12 protein-coding genes are annotated in these 18944 nt (G+C 55.3%); 3 read left to right on the forward strand and 9 right to left on the reverse strand.

Going from position 1 to position 18944, the window contains the following annotated elements:
• The 9 genes from apbC to KQI65_12630 form a co-directional block, all read right to left on the reverse strand.
• Positions 1-1104, reverse strand: coding sequence for an iron-sulfur cluster carrier protein ApbC (gene apbC / locus KQI65_12590; GenBank protein MCB2205573.1), 1104 nt, complete (start codon positions 1102-1104; stop codon positions 1-3).
• 107 nt (positions 1105-1211) lie between these two features.
• The gene (locus KQI65_12595; GenBank protein ID MCB2205574.1) at positions 1212-1856 is read right to left on the reverse strand and encodes a hypothetical protein; all 645 of its coding nucleotides are present in this window, start codon (positions 1854-1856) and stop codon (positions 1212-1214) included.
• Between the two features lie 46 nt (positions 1857-1902).
• The gene (locus tag KQI65_12600) at positions 1903-3270 is read right to left on the reverse strand and encodes a sigma-54 dependent transcriptional regulator (protein ID MCB2205575.1); all 1368 of its coding nucleotides are present in this window, start codon (positions 3268-3270) and stop codon (positions 1903-1905) included.
• Between the two features lie 156 nt (positions 3271-3426).
• Entirely contained in the window at positions 3427-3756 is a 330-nt protein-coding gene (locus KQI65_12605; GenBank protein ID MCB2205576.1) for a hypothetical protein, read from the reverse strand.
• A gap of 112 nt (positions 3757-3868) precedes the next feature.
• Complete coding sequence (locus KQI65_12610; protein ID MCB2205577.1) at positions 3869-5758, reverse strand: T9SS type A sorting domain-containing protein; 1890 nt, start codon at positions 5756-5758, stop codon at positions 3869-3871.
• A 351-nt stretch (positions 5759-6109) separates the two neighbouring features.
• Entirely contained in the window at positions 6110-6439 is a 330-nt protein-coding gene (locus KQI65_12615; GenBank protein MCB2205578.1) for a hypothetical protein, read from the reverse strand.
• Between the two features lie 89 nt (positions 6440-6528).
• The gene (locus KQI65_12620; protein MCB2205579.1) at positions 6529-8394 is read right to left on the reverse strand and encodes a T9SS type A sorting domain-containing protein; all 1866 of its coding nucleotides are present in this window, start codon (positions 8392-8394) and stop codon (positions 6529-6531) included.
• Between the two features lie 340 nt (positions 8395-8734).
• Positions 8735-13735, reverse strand: coding sequence for a PAS domain S-box protein (locus KQI65_12625; GenBank protein MCB2205580.1), 5001 nt, complete (start codon positions 13733-13735; stop codon positions 8735-8737).
• A gap of 56 nt (positions 13736-13791) precedes the next feature.
• Positions 13792-15204 carry a sigma-54 dependent transcriptional regulator gene (locus KQI65_12630; protein ID MCB2205581.1) on the reverse strand — a complete coding sequence of 471 codons (1413 nt, stop codon included), beginning with the start codon at positions 15202-15204 and terminating at the stop codon, positions 13792-13794.
• A gap of 155 nt (positions 15205-15359) precedes the next feature.
• Between KQI65_12630 and KQI65_12635 the strand changes: the two genes are divergently transcribed.
• Genes KQI65_12635 through KQI65_12645 form a run of 3 tightly spaced genes read left to right on the forward strand, consistent with a single transcriptional unit; the run spans position 15360 to position 18905 of the window.
• A complete protein-coding gene (locus KQI65_12635) occupies positions 15360-16154 on the forward strand; it encodes an SDR family NAD(P)-dependent oxidoreductase (protein ID MCB2205582.1) in 795 nt (264 codons plus the stop codon).
• The gene (locus tag KQI65_12640; GenBank protein ID MCB2205583.1) at positions 16151-16852 is read left to right on the forward strand and encodes an HAD hydrolase-like protein; all 702 of its coding nucleotides are present in this window, start codon (positions 16151-16153) and stop codon (positions 16850-16852) included. Before KQI65_12635 ends, KQI65_12640 begins: the two co-directional genes overlap by 4 nt.
• The gene (locus KQI65_12645) at positions 16767-18905 is read left to right on the forward strand and encodes a choice-of-anchor D domain-containing protein (protein ID MCB2205584.1); all 2139 of its coding nucleotides are present in this window, start codon (positions 16767-16769) and stop codon (positions 18903-18905) included. The genes KQI65_12640 and KQI65_12645 overlap by 86 nt, the downstream gene beginning before the upstream one ends.
• Positions 18906-18944 lie beyond the last annotated feature (39 nt).

The raw sequence follows: 18944 nt of genomic DNA on the forward strand, positions 1-18944 counted from the left end.
CTAGCCAAGGGAAATGTCGATGGATGGAGCACCGGGCGAGGAAAGATTCTTCTGGGAAATCCCGCCCGCGAGCGTCAACGCTACATCGATGAAACTGTTGGTGACATCGGATTCCGGTTCGAGTTCGACGATGGGGACACCTTCGTCGCCACCCACGCGGACCTTCGTGGTGATGGGGATTTCCCCGAGGAAGGGGACGCCGAGTTCGGTTGCGGTGCGTTTACCACCTCCATTGGCGAAAATCTCTTCGCGTTCACCGCAGTGCGAGCAGATGTAATAGCTCATGTTCTCGACGATACCGAGGATGGGAACGGACACTTTGTCGAACATGCGGAAACCCTTGCGCGCATCGGCCAGTGCAATATCCTGCGGCGTCGTGACGATGACCGCGCCTGACAGTGGAAGCGACTGCGAAAGCGTGAGCTGAATATCCCCCGTTCCGGGAGGCATGTCGAACAGCAGGTAGTCGAGCTCACCCCAATCGACGTCGGTGAGGAACTGCTTGAGCGCGCCGCTGGCCATGGGGCCACGCCAGATAAGTGCGTCTTCCTGATCAATGAGGAAGCCGATGGACATCAGCTGCACACCGTACGCCTCTGTCGGCAGCAAACGAGTTTTCCCGTTGTCCTTGTACGCACGGGGCTGTGTTTTTGCGTTCATCATGAGCGGAATGCTGGGACCGTAGATATCTGCATCGATGAGTCCCACGCGTGCTCCGGATTTTGCCAGGGCGACCGCGAGGTTCACAGCGACAGTCGATTTTCCAACACCGCCCTTTCCACTTGAAACAGCGATGGTATTTTTCACACCGGGGAGCACGCTGTTTTTCATGGCATCTCCGGAATCCGGGATGGTCACGGTCGTGTCCATCGTCACCTTCGCTGCTGGGAGAGCCTCTGCGAGGGTTTTTCGTACCTCCTCTTCGAGCCCGGGACGCGCAAAACGGGGCGGGATTTTCATATCAAGTGTAAAACGAAGTTCTTCACCGCTGATGGTAAGATCACGAATCATGTCTGCCGCAACGACATCCATGCTCATGTACGGAGCAGTCACCGTGCGCAACGCGTCGAGAACGTCCTGCTCATTAAAATTCGCCTGTGCCATTATTTCTCCTTTGTCACAAAATGCAAACTGCAAGATCAGCAAGGATGGCAAGGAATGCAAAATCCTGCCATCGTATGGACTGTAAACACCTTATACTGCAAATGGGTTCAGGATTCGGGAGGGTTTGAGCCGGATTGCTGTGCTTTCCCCAGAGACAGCAAGTCATCAACGATACGGCCCGCCCTGTGCAGTCCGGTTGAAATCGTCTGCACGCACTGCGCCCTGACATCATCCGCGATACGGGGATCTTCGAGCAGCTGCGCGGCCGAGACCGCATAGGAGAGCGGATCGCGTAAACGGTGCGCCAAGCCTTCACTGCGTTCGCCAATGCGCGCCATGCTGCGTTCCTGCCGGAGTTCCTCCTCCAGCAGGCGCTGTTGGGTGATATCCTGTTCCATCACCAGCCAGTGTGCATCGAAGGGGAGTCCGTCACGCCGCAGCCATACGGCATGGACTACCCGCAGGTCGCCCTTCGGGAACATGCGCTCGCTGTCACCTTCCCAGCTCACCTGCTCACGGAGCCGCTGCAGCATGGGAATGCGGAAGGCTTCAGGGAATACGGGCAGCGAAAGGAGTTCCTGGTCAATCAGCACCGAAGCTTCGCGCTGACAAAGCGCACACGCTGCAGGATTTATGTACTGCACCGTTCCTTTCATGGAGAGCAGCAGAATCGCCTGCGGCAGAAGATCGAGCACCGTCGCGGCGGCGTTGGAGCTGTCGAAATAGCTGGTATGTTCAATGTGTGAAGGCATGCAACAGGACAATGGCAGACGCCGTTTTTCATGCGATGGAAGGATATCAGAGATAGCGCTCATCGAGATGATATTCGCTTACCTTTTTCAGCATGGTTTTATAGGTGATGCCCAGGATACGTGAGGCTCTTGCCTTGTTCCAGTCCGTGCGTTTGAGGATATCGAGTATCATATCCCTCTCGACGCGGGCAACATGTTCCCGGACCTGATTTCTGAGAGGCGTGCGTTTGACCGTGATCGGCGGCATGTTCAGGGCCGGCATCACATCCCGGAGCGACCGGATCTCGACATGCCTGGCCTCGATACTTTCGGCCGCGATGAGCACGGCCCGTCGTATTGTGGCCTTCAGCTGATGCACATTTCCCTGCCATTCTTCCTTGCGCAGCGCGTCGAGGGCCGCCTCCGTGATTTCAGGTGCAGGTCTGTCGAATTCCCTGGCAGACTCCTCAATGAACTCCTGAGCGAGTACAGGGATATCCACCAGGCGTTCACGCAGAGGTGGCAAATGAAGTACGCGTGCTTCGAAAATGGCGAGGAGCTCCGGGACGAGTCCATCATGCACTTCCTCAATAGGCTGTGACGAACTGCAGATCACGGCTGCGCCGAGCTTCAGCCAGGCACCCGTGGCCGGATGGGCGTATCCATCGCGTTCAATGTCGCGTGCGAGCCGTTCCTGCAGGGATTGCGGCATTTCCAGGATTTCATCGAAAAACAGTGTCCCATCCCGCAATCGCTCAAATTTCCCTGCACGTGACGGTCCCGTCGCGCGTCCCCCACCATACAACTCCGCCTGCAGCAGGGATTCCGTCGCTCCGGCACATTCAACGACCAGCATCTCACCCTGACGCTCACTGACCTCGTGCATCAGACGTGCAAGACGGCGTTTTCCGCAACCCAGTTCACCTGTCAGCAGGCAGGGCTCACCTGCGCGCGCGATGCGCTGCACCGATCGGGCAAGCGCCTGTAGCTCCTCCGCCTGTGAAAGGTCCGCCAGGAGCGGATGCAGTTCTTCCTCGACCTCTTTCTCGGGAAGCGGCATTCCTGCTGCATAGGCGAGAGCCCTGCGAATCGTTTTCACCATTTCGTCGTTATCGAATGGCTTAGCGACATAGTCGAACGCACCGGCCTTGATACCATCGACAGCATCGCGCACACTGGAAAGTGCTGTCATGAGGATGACCGGTAGTGAAGCATCCACCTCATGAAGGCGTTTGAGCACTTCAAAGCCATCGATCCCCGGCATGCGAATATCGAGTATGACAAGGTCGGGCCGCCTCGAGGCGACCATATCGATGGCCTCCTCCCCACGCGTCGCTGTGTGAACAGTAAACCCGTGGACTTTCAGCAGGTGTTTGAGGACGAAGAGAATCAGTTCTTCATCGTCGACGACAAGGATATCGGCGGAATCGGTCATGGATACACCCTATTTGGCAGGAAAAGCCGTGGTCCCTGCCAATAATATAACAATCTCTCATTCCCCGAAAAGTGCAGCTACAAAAAAACCCTTCCGCTGCTTAGCGGAAGGGCTTCTCTCCTCGTACGTATCTCTTGTACCGTACGTTTCTCTTTCCTAGCCCACCATTGAGCTGTCTGAGTCCGTATTCATCACCAGCGTTCTCTGTTGTACGCCATGCTTCGTGTGCAGGCGGGCGTAGCATCCCCCTGAGGGGAAGGTTTCGCCATAGAGTTTCAACTCGTGATAGCCTGGCTTCATCATTTTATGATCATAGATCGTATGGATGACCTGGCCGTAGTTGTTGTAGATTTTCAGTGACACTTCCTGCGCTTCCTCCAACGTGAACGTCAATGTCGCACTCGGATTCAGCGGGTAGGCGTACTGTGAAAATGAAAAAGGGATTTCCATTGCTGCTTCACTGCTCCGTTCCAGGCTGTTTCGCATGAGCTGTGTTCCTCGAAAAAGTTCACTGTGGGCGGAGACGGCGCTCCGCCCACAGTGCTGCATTTGTGCTCTACTCTCTCCACTCTCACGTGTATAGAGCACATATATGATCTTACTTGTTGAGGACGAGTTTCTGCTGCTGGACGGTACCGGCTGCTTCGAGGACGGCGATATACACGCCGCTTGGCAAGGCTGATCCTTCAAATTCCACCGTGTGGAAGCCGGCATCGAATTCGCCGTCGACCACGGTTGCCACAACCTGACCGAAGGTGTTGTAGACCTTCAGCGATGCGTGGGCAGCTTCCTGAAGCGAGAAGCTCAGCTTCGTGCTGGGATTAAAGGGATTCGGATACGCTTCGTAAAGCTCGACGCGGTCGGCCTGTGCGCCGGTGAAAGCGTACACGATGCCAGAGTAGTCGATCGTACCGTCACGGTCTTCCTGGCGAAGACGATAGGCGATCTGCGGCACCTCCAGGAGTCCACGATCCAGGATATCAGTGTAGTTGTAATCGAGCGGCACATTCGACGTACCCGCGCCATCAACGAAGCCAATATCTTCCCAGCTCTCGCCATCGAGCGAACGCTCGACGTAGAAGCCGTGATTGTTCAGCTCAGTCGCGGTCTGCCACTTCAGGTTAACGTTGCCGTCATAGTAACGCGCTGAGAACGAGGTCAACTCGACGGGGGGCACACCAGTGCCCTGACCAACGGAGAGGTCTCCGTAACCGGGCATGCAGGCTGCATTCGGATTGGTGTAGAGCGACTGAGGTGCCGGTGCATTCACATCAGGGTAAGGCCCGAAATTCACGAACCAAGTACTCGCGATCTTGTAGCCATCGAACGATCCACTGATGTCCCAATAGCCACTGGAGGGTGAATCCTCAACATTCGGTCGATAGATTGCCGAATAAATCCGAGGGTCATTGCTCCGATATTTGCTATGGAAAGCGATCTGGCCCATCAATCCCGGCTCGTATGGGCCATTCGGGATTCCGGCCCCCTTTACGGACCAGTAATACCACATTGTTGCGGCGACATTAGCCTCGGGATGCTGTGAATTATGGTTGAACACAGCGCGGACGGAAAGATAGCTGAACGGGAACGCTGAAGGTGTCGAGATGGGCCATGCCTGGCCCGGGCAGAGTCCAAGCCGGAGAATCGTGATGCCTTCTGTCGTTGACGCTCCTGTCACCGTACCAATCGGGAAATCCCAGGTACTGCCAACATTTGTGGAGGTAAACTCCTTGCAGACACGGCCCTGCGCAGGTGTGCTGATGTAGTCTCCGTTGACACAATAAAACGCGCCAGGGTCATTCGAGCCGTTGCTCGGAGATGTCGCAGCACCGATAAGATCCGCATCAATACCCAGGTACAGATTGTTGTATCCCAGCCGTACCGGGACGGCGGAGATATCGATGTCGCCAAGGAAGCACACAGGACCGGCCATAAAGTTGCCGTTCTGAATGTCTGTGACGACACCGGAACCGATATAGGTCGTGTTGGTCGTTTCGCATGCGGGCATGGAAAGCGTACCGTGCATCTCAATACCAGCTGTGCCGGTGACATTTGCATCCTCATCAACAAACATTGCACAATGCTGACCCACGATCAGTAACCCACCCAAATCGAGGATTTGGAAGGGGGCCGGAGTCAATCCATCGCCTACGGTGATTGCTCCTGTCACGGTCAGATCTCCCCATAACGAGAGTTTCTGTACCGGCTGGACACCACCGGTGACCTGAAGTTCCGTAATGGTTACACCTGCCGACGGTGTCTGGGGAATGCGCGCAGCGGATGCATCAAGAACAGCAATATCCGTGACGTTATTACCCGGCCACTGTCCACCCAGGGAATCGCAGGTCCAGTTGCCGGCATTATCCCATTCGTTATTGACCGTTCCGGTCCACGTGAACGTGGCCTGTGCATTCATCTGCATTCCCAGAAAGAGAACTCCCACTATTGTGAGTGCAGAGATACGTGAAATCAGTTTCAAGGTCGACATATATACTCCTCAGCTGGACTTTCAAGTGATGTATTAATTCGCACTGCTGATATACATGCATGAACCGTGCCAGTATTTGGAGTATTTGTACAATCATTGTCCGTATTAAGCCGGCGAGAAACAGGGCTCGGCCTAAACGGCTAATTCTCAATGCCTTAGGTGTTTTTTTTGAAGGGTAATGCTACCGTGATCGGGAAGCAGGGAGAAAATGGAATGCAGGTGATAAGAATTCTGGGATCGATGTCACGACAATATGTATACATCGGATTGCATAGGTATGCAATCCATTGCATACAAAAAAAGCCCGGTCCTCTTTTTTAAGACCGGGCTTCTCTCCTCTCTTGCTCGTTCCTACCCTGCAGTTGGGTCAGGATGCTCAGTGTGCATGACGAGTGTGCGCTGAAGGACACCGTGTTTTGTCTGAAGCCGGGCGTAACAGCCTCCAGCAGGGAACGTTTCGCCATACAGTTTGAGTTCGTGATAACCAGGTTTCATCATCTTCTGATCGTATATCGTATGGATGACCTGGCCGTAATTATTGTAAATCTTCAGTGAAACTTCCTGGGCTTCTTCCAGGGTGAACGTCAAAGTTGCACTGGGATTCAGCGGATACGAGTATTGTGCGAATGAGAATGGGATTTCCATGGCTGCTTCACTGCTCCATTCGCCGGGTTCAATCATGAAGTCTGTTTCCTTGGGTCGCGAAAAAATCTGCTGTGGGCGAAGCTGCCCTCCGCCCACAGCATGTGAATTGTGCTCTCTCTCCACTCTCACTTATTGAGCACAAGTTTCTGTTGTTGCACAGTACCGGCTGCATCGAGCACTGCGATATACACACCGCTCGGCAGAGTCGATCCTTCAAATTCAACCGTGTGGAAACCAGCTTCAAACTCGCCGTCGACGACGGTGGCAACCAGCTGTCCGAACGTATTGTAGACCTGCAGTGTTGCGTGCGAGGACTCCTGCAGCGAGAAGCTCAGCTTCGTGCTGGGATTGAAAGGATTCGGATACGCTTCGTAAAGCTCGACGCGGTCAGCCTGTGCGCCGGTGAACGCGTACACGATGCCAGAGTAGTCGATTGTACCGTCACGGTCTTCCTGACGAAGGCGGTATGCAATCTGGGGCAATCCTTTAAGGCTCCGGTCCAGAATATCCGTGTAGTTGTAATCGATAGGTGCATTCGACGTCCCAGCGCCGTCGACAAAGTCAATATCTTCCCAGCTCTCGCCATCAATCGAACGCTCGACATGGAAGCCGTGGTTGTTCAGCTCGGTCTCCGTCCGCCACTTGAGCTGGACATTCCCATCATAGTAACGGGCGCTGAACGAAGTCAGCTCGACCGGGGGAACCCCAGTTCCCTGGCCAACGGAGATGTCTCCATATCCTGGCATACAGCTTGCGCTTGGGTCGTAGTAGCCCACTTTCTTGTTGGGATCTTCATATGGTCCGAAATTCACGTACCATGTATCCGAAATTTTGTACCCATCGAATGATCCGTTAATATCCCAGTAAGCGGGATCAGGCTGATCTTCGACATTCGGCCGGTAAATGGCTGTATATATGCGGGGATCGTTGCTTCGATACTTCGCATGAAATGCCACCTGTCCCATCAAACCTGGGTCCACAGGCACTCCAGCGCCTTTCACTGACCAATAATACCACATAGTTGCGGCAACATTTGCGGCGGGATGTTGGGAGTTGTGGTTGAAGACTGCGCGAACTGAGAGATAATTGAAGGGGAACGCAGACGGAGAATCGAATGTCCCATATTCATACGTGCAAATTCCGAGCGTGAGGAGCGTGATGCCCTCTGTCGTTGTCGCACTCGTCACTGTTCCAATCGGGAACGTGAAGACTTGATCTGCCTGGGTAAATTCCTTGCAGATCCGTCCTTGAGGCGGGTTGCTAATGTAGTCGCCATTTTCGCAGTAGATAGCACCAGGAGCGTCTGAACCATTGCCAGCGTCGCTGGCGGCTCCAAGCAAATGCGCATTTACGCCTAGATACATATTATTATATCCAAGTCGAACTGGCACTGTAGAAATGTCGATATCGCCAAGGAAGCACACAGGACCGACCATAAAGTTGCCGTTCTGAATGTCTGTGACGACACCGGAACCGATATACGTCGTGTTGGTCGTTTCGCATGCGGGCATGGAAAGCGTACCGTGCATCTCAATACCAGCTGTGCCGGTGACATTTGCATCCTCATCAACAAACATTGCACAATGCTGACCCACGATCAGTAACCCACCCAAATCGAGGATTTGGAAGGGGGCCGGAGTCAATCCATCGCCTACGGTGATTGCTCCTGTCACGGTCAGATTTCCCCATAACGTGAGTTTCTGTACCGGCTGGACACCACCGGTGACCTGGAGTTCCGTAATGGTTACACCTGCCGACGGTGTCTGGGGAGTGCGCCCCACAGATGCGTCAAGAACAGCAATATCCGTGACGTTATTACCCGGCCACTGCCCACCCAGGGAATCGCATTTCCAGTTGCCGGCATTATCCCATTCGTTATTGGCCGTTCCGGTCCACGTGAACGTAGCCTGCGCATTCATCTGCATTCCAAGAAGGATGACTCCCACAAGAATGAGCGCGGACATTCGGGAAATCAGTTTCAACGTTGACATAATGTTCTCCTCAGCTTTAGCTATCAAGCAACGGTTGTTTCCAATCGCTACAGATGATGCACAATCCGTGCCAAAAAGCTGACGAAGCGGGGTTATTGCCGATTTAGGGTTGGAATTAAAGAAACACATGAAGGGGCGGGGAGGATGAACCCCATATAAATCAAATGTGATCTACAGCCTGCTTCATGCTGAGGATGAAGTGAAGTGCAGAATTGCTGCATTCGAGATAAGCAGATTAGAAGGACCGTTTATCTGAACTCACAACGAAATGTATACAACGTATTGCATAACTATGCAATTCGTTGAATAGGTGCAGAATATCTGGAACTCAGCGTTCGGGTTACTGTGTGGCCGACGTATCTACGGGGAAGGAAAGCAGGAAGGCCGCTCCTTCGTCGGTGTCGGTATCGAGTTCGATACGTCCGTCGTGGTCTTCCATGATGAAGTAGCAGAGGGTGAGTCCGAGTCCCACGCCCTTGTCGCCTTTTTCTCCCTTGGCGGTCGTGAAGAATGGATCGAAGATGTGTTCGATGTATTCCGAGGGAATGCCTGGACCGCTGTCGCACACGCGAACAAGATTCTTTTCGTCGCTGCGCTCACCTTCCACCTGGATGCGCCCCTGCCCGTTCATGGCGTGGACGGCATTGGTGAAGAGGTTGTAGAATAACTGCACAACCATTTCCCTGTTGCCGTTGATCAGCAGCGGTTTGTCGTGGAAGGCGGTCTGTATGGTCACTCCCTTGCCGAGGTCGTGTTCGTGCAGCAGCTCAACGGCTTCTTCGATGATATCGATGATGTCGACCTGCTTTTTCATCAGCTGTCCCTTCGGCTTGCCGATGAGCAGCAGGTTTTCGACGATCTTGTTCGCCTTGTCAACCCCGGTGTGAATCGCGGTGCTGAACTTGTCGAGTTCTTCGGGTGTGGGATTCTGCTTTCTCCTCAGCAGCTGCGCAGCAGAACTTGCGTACCCGAGGGGATTGCGCAATTCGTGGGCGATTCCCTCGGAGAGTATGCCCAGGGACGCGAGTTTCTGCGATTGCAGCAGTTCGCGCTCGAGTTTCTTGCGCTCGCTCAGGTCGATGCCGATACCGACATAGCCGGTGACCTTGTTCTCATGGACGATGGCGTTCCAGACCGCGTAAATCGCAAGTGGAGCGCTGTCACGACGGCGTCGGTCGACCTCGCCCTCCCACTGTCCCCGCTGATGCAATACAGGAAGCAGCTGCTCACGGAATTCCTCGCCAAAGCTGGGGATTTCGCTGAGCTTTCGGCCCTCGACTTCGGAAGCCGGCCAACCATAGAGAATCTCAGCATACCGGTTCCAGTAGGTGACGCGTCCCGTCAGATCGATGGCAATCACGGAGTTGCGTACGATGCTCAGCAGGGATGCCTGGAAACGGATGTAATGTTCCGCGTTCTTTCGCGCTGTGACATCATTGAAGAAGTTCAGGGTTGCGGGTTCGCCTTCCCAGGTGATGAGCACGTCGCGGACTTCCATCCACTTGATGGTGCCGTTGCTGTCGAACATGCGTACGTCGTAACTGTCGGGGAGATGCTGCCCCGCGATACGTTTTTCGTACTGCAGCTTGACGGATTGATGGTCTTCGGGATGTACAAACTCCAGAATTGAGATATTCACCAGTTCTCGCTCAGCGAGTCCCGTAAGTTCAAGTACCTTGTAATTGAAGAATTTCAGCAGGTTGTCCTGCAGCACGATGATGGCTTCGTTTGCGTTCTCGAGGACGTTCCGGTATTTGGACTCACTGTCCTTAAGCGCCATCTCCACCTGCTTACGCCGCGTGATGTCGCGTGCGGTGGCGACGAGAAGCTGACCACTGACGATTTCGAAGGAACGGACGAATACTTCGACAGGGAAGTCGCTGCCGTTCTGCCGCCGATGCCGCGTTTCGAACATGCCGACTTCAGTCTTGCCCTGACGGACGTCCTGATACATCTGCAGGTAGTCTTCACTCTGTCCGCTCGATTGGATATCGGCAGGACCCATGTTCATGAGGTCTTCGCGTGAATACCCCAGTGCCCGTACGGCACTTTCATTCAGATCCACGAATTTCATCGTCTCCGGGTCGACGATGTAAATATTGTCCGCCGCACTGTCGAGCGCAAACCGGAAACGCTTGAGGCGCTCATTGGCGCGCTCCAGTTCGAGCGTACGTGCTTCGACAAGCTCCTCGAGATGATCGCGGTAACGGCGAAGCTCATGATCAGCGCGAATGCGCCCGGTGATATCGACAGCCACGCCGATGACCTGTGTGAGTTTTCCGCGATCGTTTTTCAGTGGCGTGTACCAGGTCTCGTAATAGTGTTCGCCAACATTACTGACCTCGGTGAAACTGTCTCCCTCAAGACTGCGCCGCACTGCGTCGAGCACGGAAGGATTGTCCCCGTAAATATCGAACACCGACTGTCCCACGACCTGGGACGACTCGAGTCCGAGAGACTCCAGCCCTTTCCCTTCGGAAAGCAGGAAAATCCCATCCGTGTCATAGGTAAACAGGATGACAGGAAGATTTGAGATGACACTGCGGAGCCGCTTTTCACTCTCTATCAGCGCCAGCTCTGCCATCTTACGCTCGGTGACATCACGTCCCACACCAATAATGGCCGAGACCTCCCCGTTTTCGTCCATCACTGCCGTATCCACCCACGCGAGCCATCGCCATCCATCCCTCGTCAGGGCACGCTGTTCGATATGTGCGATGTACGGTGGCTCGAACAGCCCCTTCATCGCTTCAAGCGTTGCATTCCGGTCGTCCTCATGCACGAGCGGGAAGAACGTCTCACCGAGCAGTTCATCTTCCGTCTTTTTGAAGAGTTCGCAATATGAGGGACTCACGAAGTGGAAACGTCCATCCAGGTCGACCTTGACGACAAGGTCGGTCTGGTTCTCGACGAGAAGCCGGAATTTCTCTTCACTCTCCTTGAGTGCCAGCTGTGCGAGTTTTCGTTTATGGATATCGCGCGTATTGCCATGAACGGTAACCACCTTGCCGCTGTGATCGAGCACAGGTGTGGCCACGATTTCAACCCAGAGCAACGAACCGTCATTTTTCCGGAGCTGTGCTTCGGTGCGCAGGCTTCGCTGCGAGATATCTCCGTCCTTTCCTTCCCGGACCCGCTGCTCCATGAGCGCGATCACATCCTCTCGCTGAAAATCATGCACCAGCTTTTCAAAACCCAGCTTCATGACCTGGTCCGGGGTATACCCGAGAATGAATTCGCTGGAAGGGCTGACGAAGGTAAGATTCAGTTCCGCGTCCGCTGTCCAGATGATATCCGTTGAATTTTCTGCCAGCAGCCGGAACTTCCGCTCACTGTCCTCGAGAGCGACTTCCGCATACTTGCGCTCGGTGAGATCGAGATAGGTTCCGGAGACGCGCAGGGGACGACCGGAGGAGTCATACTCGACGGTTTTCCCTCGCTCGAGTATCCACTTCCAATCTCCCTTTGCAGAAATCATCCAGGTCTCCGCCTGGTAGAAATCCGTCACGCCGTCAAGATGGTCGCGAAGCAATTCCTCCAACCGTCCCTGGTCCTCCTCCGGCAGGGTTTTCTTACGGAACTCCTCGAACACGGGCAGATCGGTTTCGTCGTACCCGAGCATCTCCGCAGCACGGCGGTTAAGCGACATCCTTCCGGTATCGAGTGAAAACTCCCATGCGCCGAGATTCGCACCCCAGAGCGCGAGGTCGAGCAGTTCGCGGGATCCCCGTACTTCCTTCTCGATTCTACGCCGCTCGGTGATATCTTCCCCACTGCTGAGAATGCCGACGAGCCTGCCCTTGCTGTTGTGCAGCAGGGCGTTGTGCCAGCGAAGCAAGCGCTCCTCTTTCTCCCTGTTCAGCACAACATTCTCGTGGGTCTCCGGCTGGTCAACTTCCCCATCTACAATTCTGTGGAAATATCGACGGAGCTGTTCCCTGTCGCGCTCGGGAATGCAGAGTTCGAACCAGTCCTTCCCCACCAGCTCATGCTCCTGATAGCCCAGCAGCTCACAGCCTTTGCGGTTGATAATGCTGATCCGGCCTTCGAGATCAAGAGAGAGCAGCATGACACCGGCGATGTCGAGATACTGCTGCGTCTCCGTACGCACATCGCGCAGCGCATCCTCGGTCCCGCGTTTTTCCGTCACATCGGAAATCACGCCACTGAGTCCGACCAGGTAATCTGCCTGCATGCGCCGGCGTCCACTGAAGTGGAGGATATACTCGCTGCCGTTTTTTGCATGCACCGGGTATTCGCAATCGGACAAGCGACCCTGGAGCATGGACAGCAAACTCTCCGCCCACTCCGCTCTTCTGTCCGGAAGCAGAATATCAGCCACGGGCATGCCTGTGAGTTCATCGGCGCTGTACCCGATAATGCGTGAAATGCCGGGACTCAGGAAGGTAAAGCGCCCGTTGATATCAATCTCATACAGCGCTTCGTCGATGTTTTCGAGTATGGTCTCAAAGCGCCGCTGCGTATCCTGCAGACGGTTTTCCGCCCGCTTCCTCCCGCTGATATCTACGATGTATGCCGTGTGTGAAACAGGGACATCATCCCCGGCCCGCTGCAGACGCGTTGTCTCATGCACCCAGACAGTTTCCTGTTTCTGGTCGAGCATGCGATAGTCGATCTCCAGTACTTCGGTCCCCTCCGCAATCTGTCGTTCCCATTTTTCCACGACACTGTCACGGTCTTCCGGATGCAACAGGGCCAGCCCCCCCTCTTCGTCCTCCCTGAGTGCGACAGGCTGATAGCCGAGTCGCACAATATTCCGCGAAACGTAAAGAATGCCGAACGGTGGCTGTGCGAGACGCTGAATGACGATGGTCGGACCCGCGACAAACATATCACGCTCGGCCTGCAGCTGCTCTCGTGCTACCTGCAGCGCGCTGTTCCGCTCAGCCAGTTCCTCCTGCGTGTGACGCAATTCCGATGTAATGCGCTTGCGTTCGATCGCGTAGCGGATGCTGCGTGACAGCAGAGGTTCGCGCGCATCGCCCTTGATGATATAATCCTGCGCACCGAGACGCACCGCTTCGACAGCAATGTCTTCGTCAGTATTGCCACTGAAGATGATGATGGGAATTTCCTGCACCGCGGCGTTCATGCGCCGGAACGTGTCCAGTCCGTCGCTGTCCGGCAGGTTCAGATCGAGCAGGATACAATCGGGCTCCCATTCGAGCGCGATCTCTATCCCCGCTTCCAGCGCTTCGGCCGCCCGCAATTCCTGCACACTGCTTGCGTCCTGCCCCAGGATGGTGCTGATAAACTGTATTTGATCCCGATCATCTTCGATCAGAAGGACAGCATAGCGATCTTGGTCGGATGAGGTCATGGAAGACGCAACGGCGCAGTGAAACAGACATAACGCTGTGATGTTCGGACTGAGTATCAGCCGTTCGGATTCTGCAAATCGTATTCGTTGATTTTCGACAGCAGCGTGTTGTACGCAACCTGCAGGACACGTGCGGTCTTCGCTTTGTTCCAGTTCGTGGTGTTCAGGGTTTCCAGAATGATCTGGCGTTCGACCTGGGCGATGTGCTTTTTGACATGGTCCTTCAGTGCCGCGCCCTCTTCGAGCCGCGGTATGGGAGCACTGCCCGGGTTTGGAGTGCCTGGGACGGTTCCATCCATGAATTCGAGGTGTTCGAGTTCCACGACCTCCGATGCCTGCAGCACGCTCGAGCGAACAGTGGAGCGGAGCTGACGCACATTACCCGGCCACTCGAACATGATAAGAGCATCCATTGCAGCTGCCGAGCATCCCTTCACCTGCTTACCGAGTTCCTTGTTCGTCTGTTCGATGAACTTATCAACCAGGAACGGGATGTCACCTTTCCTCTCACGCAGCGCAGGGACATGGATGGAAAATTCCTTCAACCGGTAGTAGAGGTCCGCGCGGAAATCTTTCTTTTCAATCAGCGATTGCAACTCCGTATTGCTTGCTGCGATGACACGGACATCGATACTGATGGACGTTCCCCCGCCGACACGGAAAATGGCACGATCCTGCAGCGCACGCAGCAGCTTGGCCTGCGAAGCCCAGGACATATTTGGCACCTCATCGAGAAATATCGTCCCACCCTGCGCGAGTTCGAATTTTCCTTTTTTCTGATTCTTCGCGTCGGTAAACGCCCCCTCTTCGTGACCGAAAAGCTCACTTTCGAGCAGAGCCTCGGGGATTGCACCACAGTCGACAGGAATGAACGGCTTGTCAGCTCTCCCGCTCATGCTATGGATGGCGCGTGCAATAAGCTCTTTTCCCGTTCCTGTTTCTCCCGTAATCAGCACGTCGAAATTGCTCTTCGCCACTTTCCTTGTGCGCGCGGCAAGTTCTGTGATGACCTCACTGGTCCCCATGTCATGCAGAATGGGATCCTGCTGGGAATCACCACCTCCATTGTTCTGTACGTTGAAAAGGTCAGTGCGCGGCTTGTTCCGCTTTACCGCCTCCCCGACGACGCGGAGAAGTTCATCATTGTGAAAAGGCTTGGCGATGTAGTCGAAGGCGCCATCACGCATAGCGTCTACAGCGCCCGTGACACCGGCCATGGCGGTCATGAGAATGACGGGGAAGGTATCGTCTATCGTTTTTACACGACGAAGGACCTCCATCCCTGTCAGTCCGGGCATGATGATATCCATGAGCAACACGTCCGGGAGGCGGTCACTTATCAGTTTCAGCGCCTGCTCGCCATTGGAGGCCGTTCGTACCGCGTAGCCCGCGTCCTCGAACACGCCCCCCAGCACCAGGCACATCATTTCTTCATCGTCGACGATCAGTATTTCGTCCTTTGGAGGCATAGTCCCTCAATAGCCGAATGCAGCGTAATGAACGATGTTTTTCAGGTGATTTTGACAATTATTCGTTCGCTCAGTTTATTCATTTCAAGGATGAATCGCAAGTTTGCGTGTTGTATACTTGAAGGAATGGAAATGATCATTTCAATCGGCTGTACATGCGTTTAAACCGCTCAACCGTGCTCATTACCGGTGCGTCCGAAGGCATCGGACGCGCAACGGCGAAGCTCTTTGCCACAAGGGGCTGCCATGTGATCGCCGCCGCGCGAACCGGCACGAGACTTGAGAGTCTCGCCGAGGAGATTCATGCGGAAGGAACCGGCAGCTGCGAACCCCTGCTTATTGACGTTTCCGACGCGGAAGGTACGGTAGACAAACTTGGCAGCATCGCGGAGGAGAAGGATATCTCCATCGCAATTATCAACGCCGGGGTGGGCCAATACGGACCTTTCGCACAGACACCATGGAGCGACGTCGCTCCACTGCTTCGTGTAAACATCGATGGTGCCATGGCTGCAACACGTGCAGTCATTCCCTCAATGATCGCGAAGCGCAGGGGAAGCGTCGTCCTTATCTCCTCCACCATCGGAAAACGTGCAGTGCCGTATAATGCCGCGTACTGTGCGTCCAAATACGCGTTACAGGGATTCAGTGAAGCGCTTCGGCTCGAACTTCGTCCCTTCGGCGTACACCTTGGCGTTGTGTGTCCGGCCCGCACGGATACGGCCTTTTTCAACAGCATGACCTTCTCTGTGCCGCAACGCAGCAGCCGGAAGGTGCCCACGAGCGATCCCCTGCGCGTCGCCCGCGCCATTCTGCGCTGTGTCGAACGCCGGAGGAGGGAAATCGTGGTCAGTCCTGAAGGAAAGCTCTACACGTTCGTTGGCACGCATTTCCCGCGCCTGACCGACGCCATTCTGTATCACAGTGTCCCACGTCCCACAGAACCATGAAAACGCAACAGTATCTCCGCCTCATTCTTTTCGATATTGATGGTACGCTGATCTCGACAAACGGCATCGCCCGCACGACTTTCGCCGAAGCATTGGACGAAGCGCTGCAGCGTACAAGCGCTGCGAAGGAATATGATCTCGCGGGAAAAACTGATCAGCAGATTTATACGGACATCATGCGGGCATCGGGTGCGGATGACACGCAGATCAGCGAGCTTCGCGAAAAAACGTTCGATACCTTCTTCAGACTGCTCGAACAGCGTCTCAACCGTGACAACGTGACCGTACTCCCCGGCGTTCGGGAGCTCCTCGCCGCTCTCGCCGTTGAACAGGTCGCCACCGTTGCACTGCTGACAGGCAACATGCTGCAGGGAGCGCGTATCAAGCTTACGCCGCCGGAACTGCTGCAGCATTTCACTTTCGGCGCCTTTGGCAACGACGCGTTTCACCGGCATGAACTGCCGGCAATCGCCGCAGCGCGCGCATATGACCGAACCGGTGCCACCTTCAAGGCAAAAGACATTGTGATTATCGGCGACACCCCGCATGACATCGATTGCGGACGGCATCTGAACGTGCGGAGCATCGGCGTCGCCTCCGGAGGTTACAGTTATGATGAACTCGCAAAACACAAACCGGATCACTGTTTCGAGGATCTCACCGACATCGACAGGCTGTTCAGCGCGATCTTCGATTAACCTGCTGCAGCTGCCCGCTCCGCTGCTCCTGCTCGCTCTGCTGTTGTTCCTGCCAGGGGTGACCGCAGCTCAGGCCCCGCTCCCATGGAGAAGCAACATCTGGGAGGAGGATTTCAGCAGCTTCGACGCCGGCAGCTATTTCCTCGGCACCAACAGCCGTCATGATGCGGCAAACGGGAATTTCATCCTCACCCCGGAGGAGCCCGCGCAGGCAGGACGCCTCTACCTCTTGCGGCGGCTTCCCATCAATACATTCGATTTGAGCTTCCGTGCGCGCTTCGGCGTCAACACGCCGGCGAATCAGAGCGGTGCCGACGGCATCGCCTTCGTCATGGGCGCTGTGTACGATTATCCTTCCGCGGGAGGAGGGACGCTGAACTTCGACGGCTGTGTGGGATTCGGAATGGAGTTCGACACATACGAAAATTCGGGGCAGAACGATCCGTCGCAGGAACATATCGCCCTGTTGCGGGATCGCGCCGATAATCACCTTCAATACGAAACGCTCGTACCGGGCACGCTTGAAGACGGCAATTGGCACACATTGCAGGTGCGTTTCCACGACGGCTACATCGAAGGCTGGATCGATGGTGTCCGTCGCCTCAATACGTCAATTCTTAATTTCTTCCCTTACGATGGATACTTCGGCTTCACCGCTGCTACCGGCTCCGCGTTCAACGAACACCGGATCGATGACATCAGCCTCTCCGCGCCGACGCGGATTTCAATGAATGCCGGGACACACAACGTCTGTGAACCTGTCATCATTGACACGTCGCTTCTGCTGCTCAACAATCACCCGTCGAACGAAGTCCTGACGATCACCGATGTATCGCTTGACGGCGATGTGGACGTCTTCAATCTCGCACCGGTTTCGCTGCCCCTGAATGTGGGACCCGGTCTAACCCACGAACTTCCGCTTCAGATTCAACTTGACCGCGAAGGATTGTTTTCCGCCATACTCACCTGTGTCTCCCAGCGCGGGGAACGGATTTATGACACGTTGCGCATTCGCGGCACCTTGCCGCGCCTCACGTTCAATCCCTCGTCGTACGCCTTCGCAACCACTGCAACGGGAAGCAGCCGTACTGCTACGGTTTCACTACGCAATACCGGCGCGGTAGCTGTCGATCTCGAAGGATTGTCACTTCCCACCGGAATGTTCTCTGTGCTATCCCCGGTGAGCTTTCCCGTGCACATCGCTCCCGGCGCACAGCTGCAGGTGCAACTGCAGTTTTTACCATCACGCAGCGGAACGTTCACCGATACACTGCACATCGTCAACAGCTGCGGTGCGTTCAATACACTGCTGCTTCTCGGCGAAGCTGAGGATGATCGTATCGCTTTTTCATTTCAGCCACGCACCCTGCTGCTTCAGCCCGGTGGCAATGATGAGATTTACCTCCACATCGACAGTCTGCCACGCTTCACCGGAATTCGGCAGCTGGAACTGTACATCAGCTTCCCGAATGCGCATACCAACCTGGGCGGTTCAGGAAAGGTGGACGGCACCCTGCCGCCGGGCAGCGACACACAGCAGCTGGCGGTGGAATGGGGCAGCCCGGGATTCGTACATACGAGGTTGACGCTCCCCAGCGTCCTGGACGATACCGGCGCCGTGTTTTCCCTGCTATTCCTTGGCGCAATGGCGAGTCCTCCCTGCGACAGTATCACGCTCGACAGCGTCCGTATCAATGATGGAATGATGCTGTATCCCGGAACAGCGCTCCTTGTGCAGAACGGCCGTATCTGCGTAAACGGGTCCTGCAGACACCCGGAAGGACTTGTGGCACTTCCCCTCCCCGAAATGCTTGTCTCCCCGCATCCGCTCGCATCGGGCAGCACGGTACACATCACGCTGCCGGACCAGGGGATGGTTCGTCTGCGGCTCAGGGACCTACTCGGCCGCTCACGAGCAAACATCCTGCATACGACCCTGCCCGGTGGAGAACATGTCGCCACCCTGCCGGTCGATGATCTCCCTGCGGGGTGCTACATGCTGGAGCTGCAGTGGAATGAGCATACAGTTCTGCAGCCGGTACTGATGCCCTAGCGGTGCGAGGCCCTCCACTCGCTTCCCTCAGTCACCGAT

The sequence above is a fragment of the bacterium genome, from assembly GCA_020444325.1.
GTDB lineage: Bacteria > Bacteroidota > Ignavibacteria > SZUA-365 > SZUA-365 > BM516.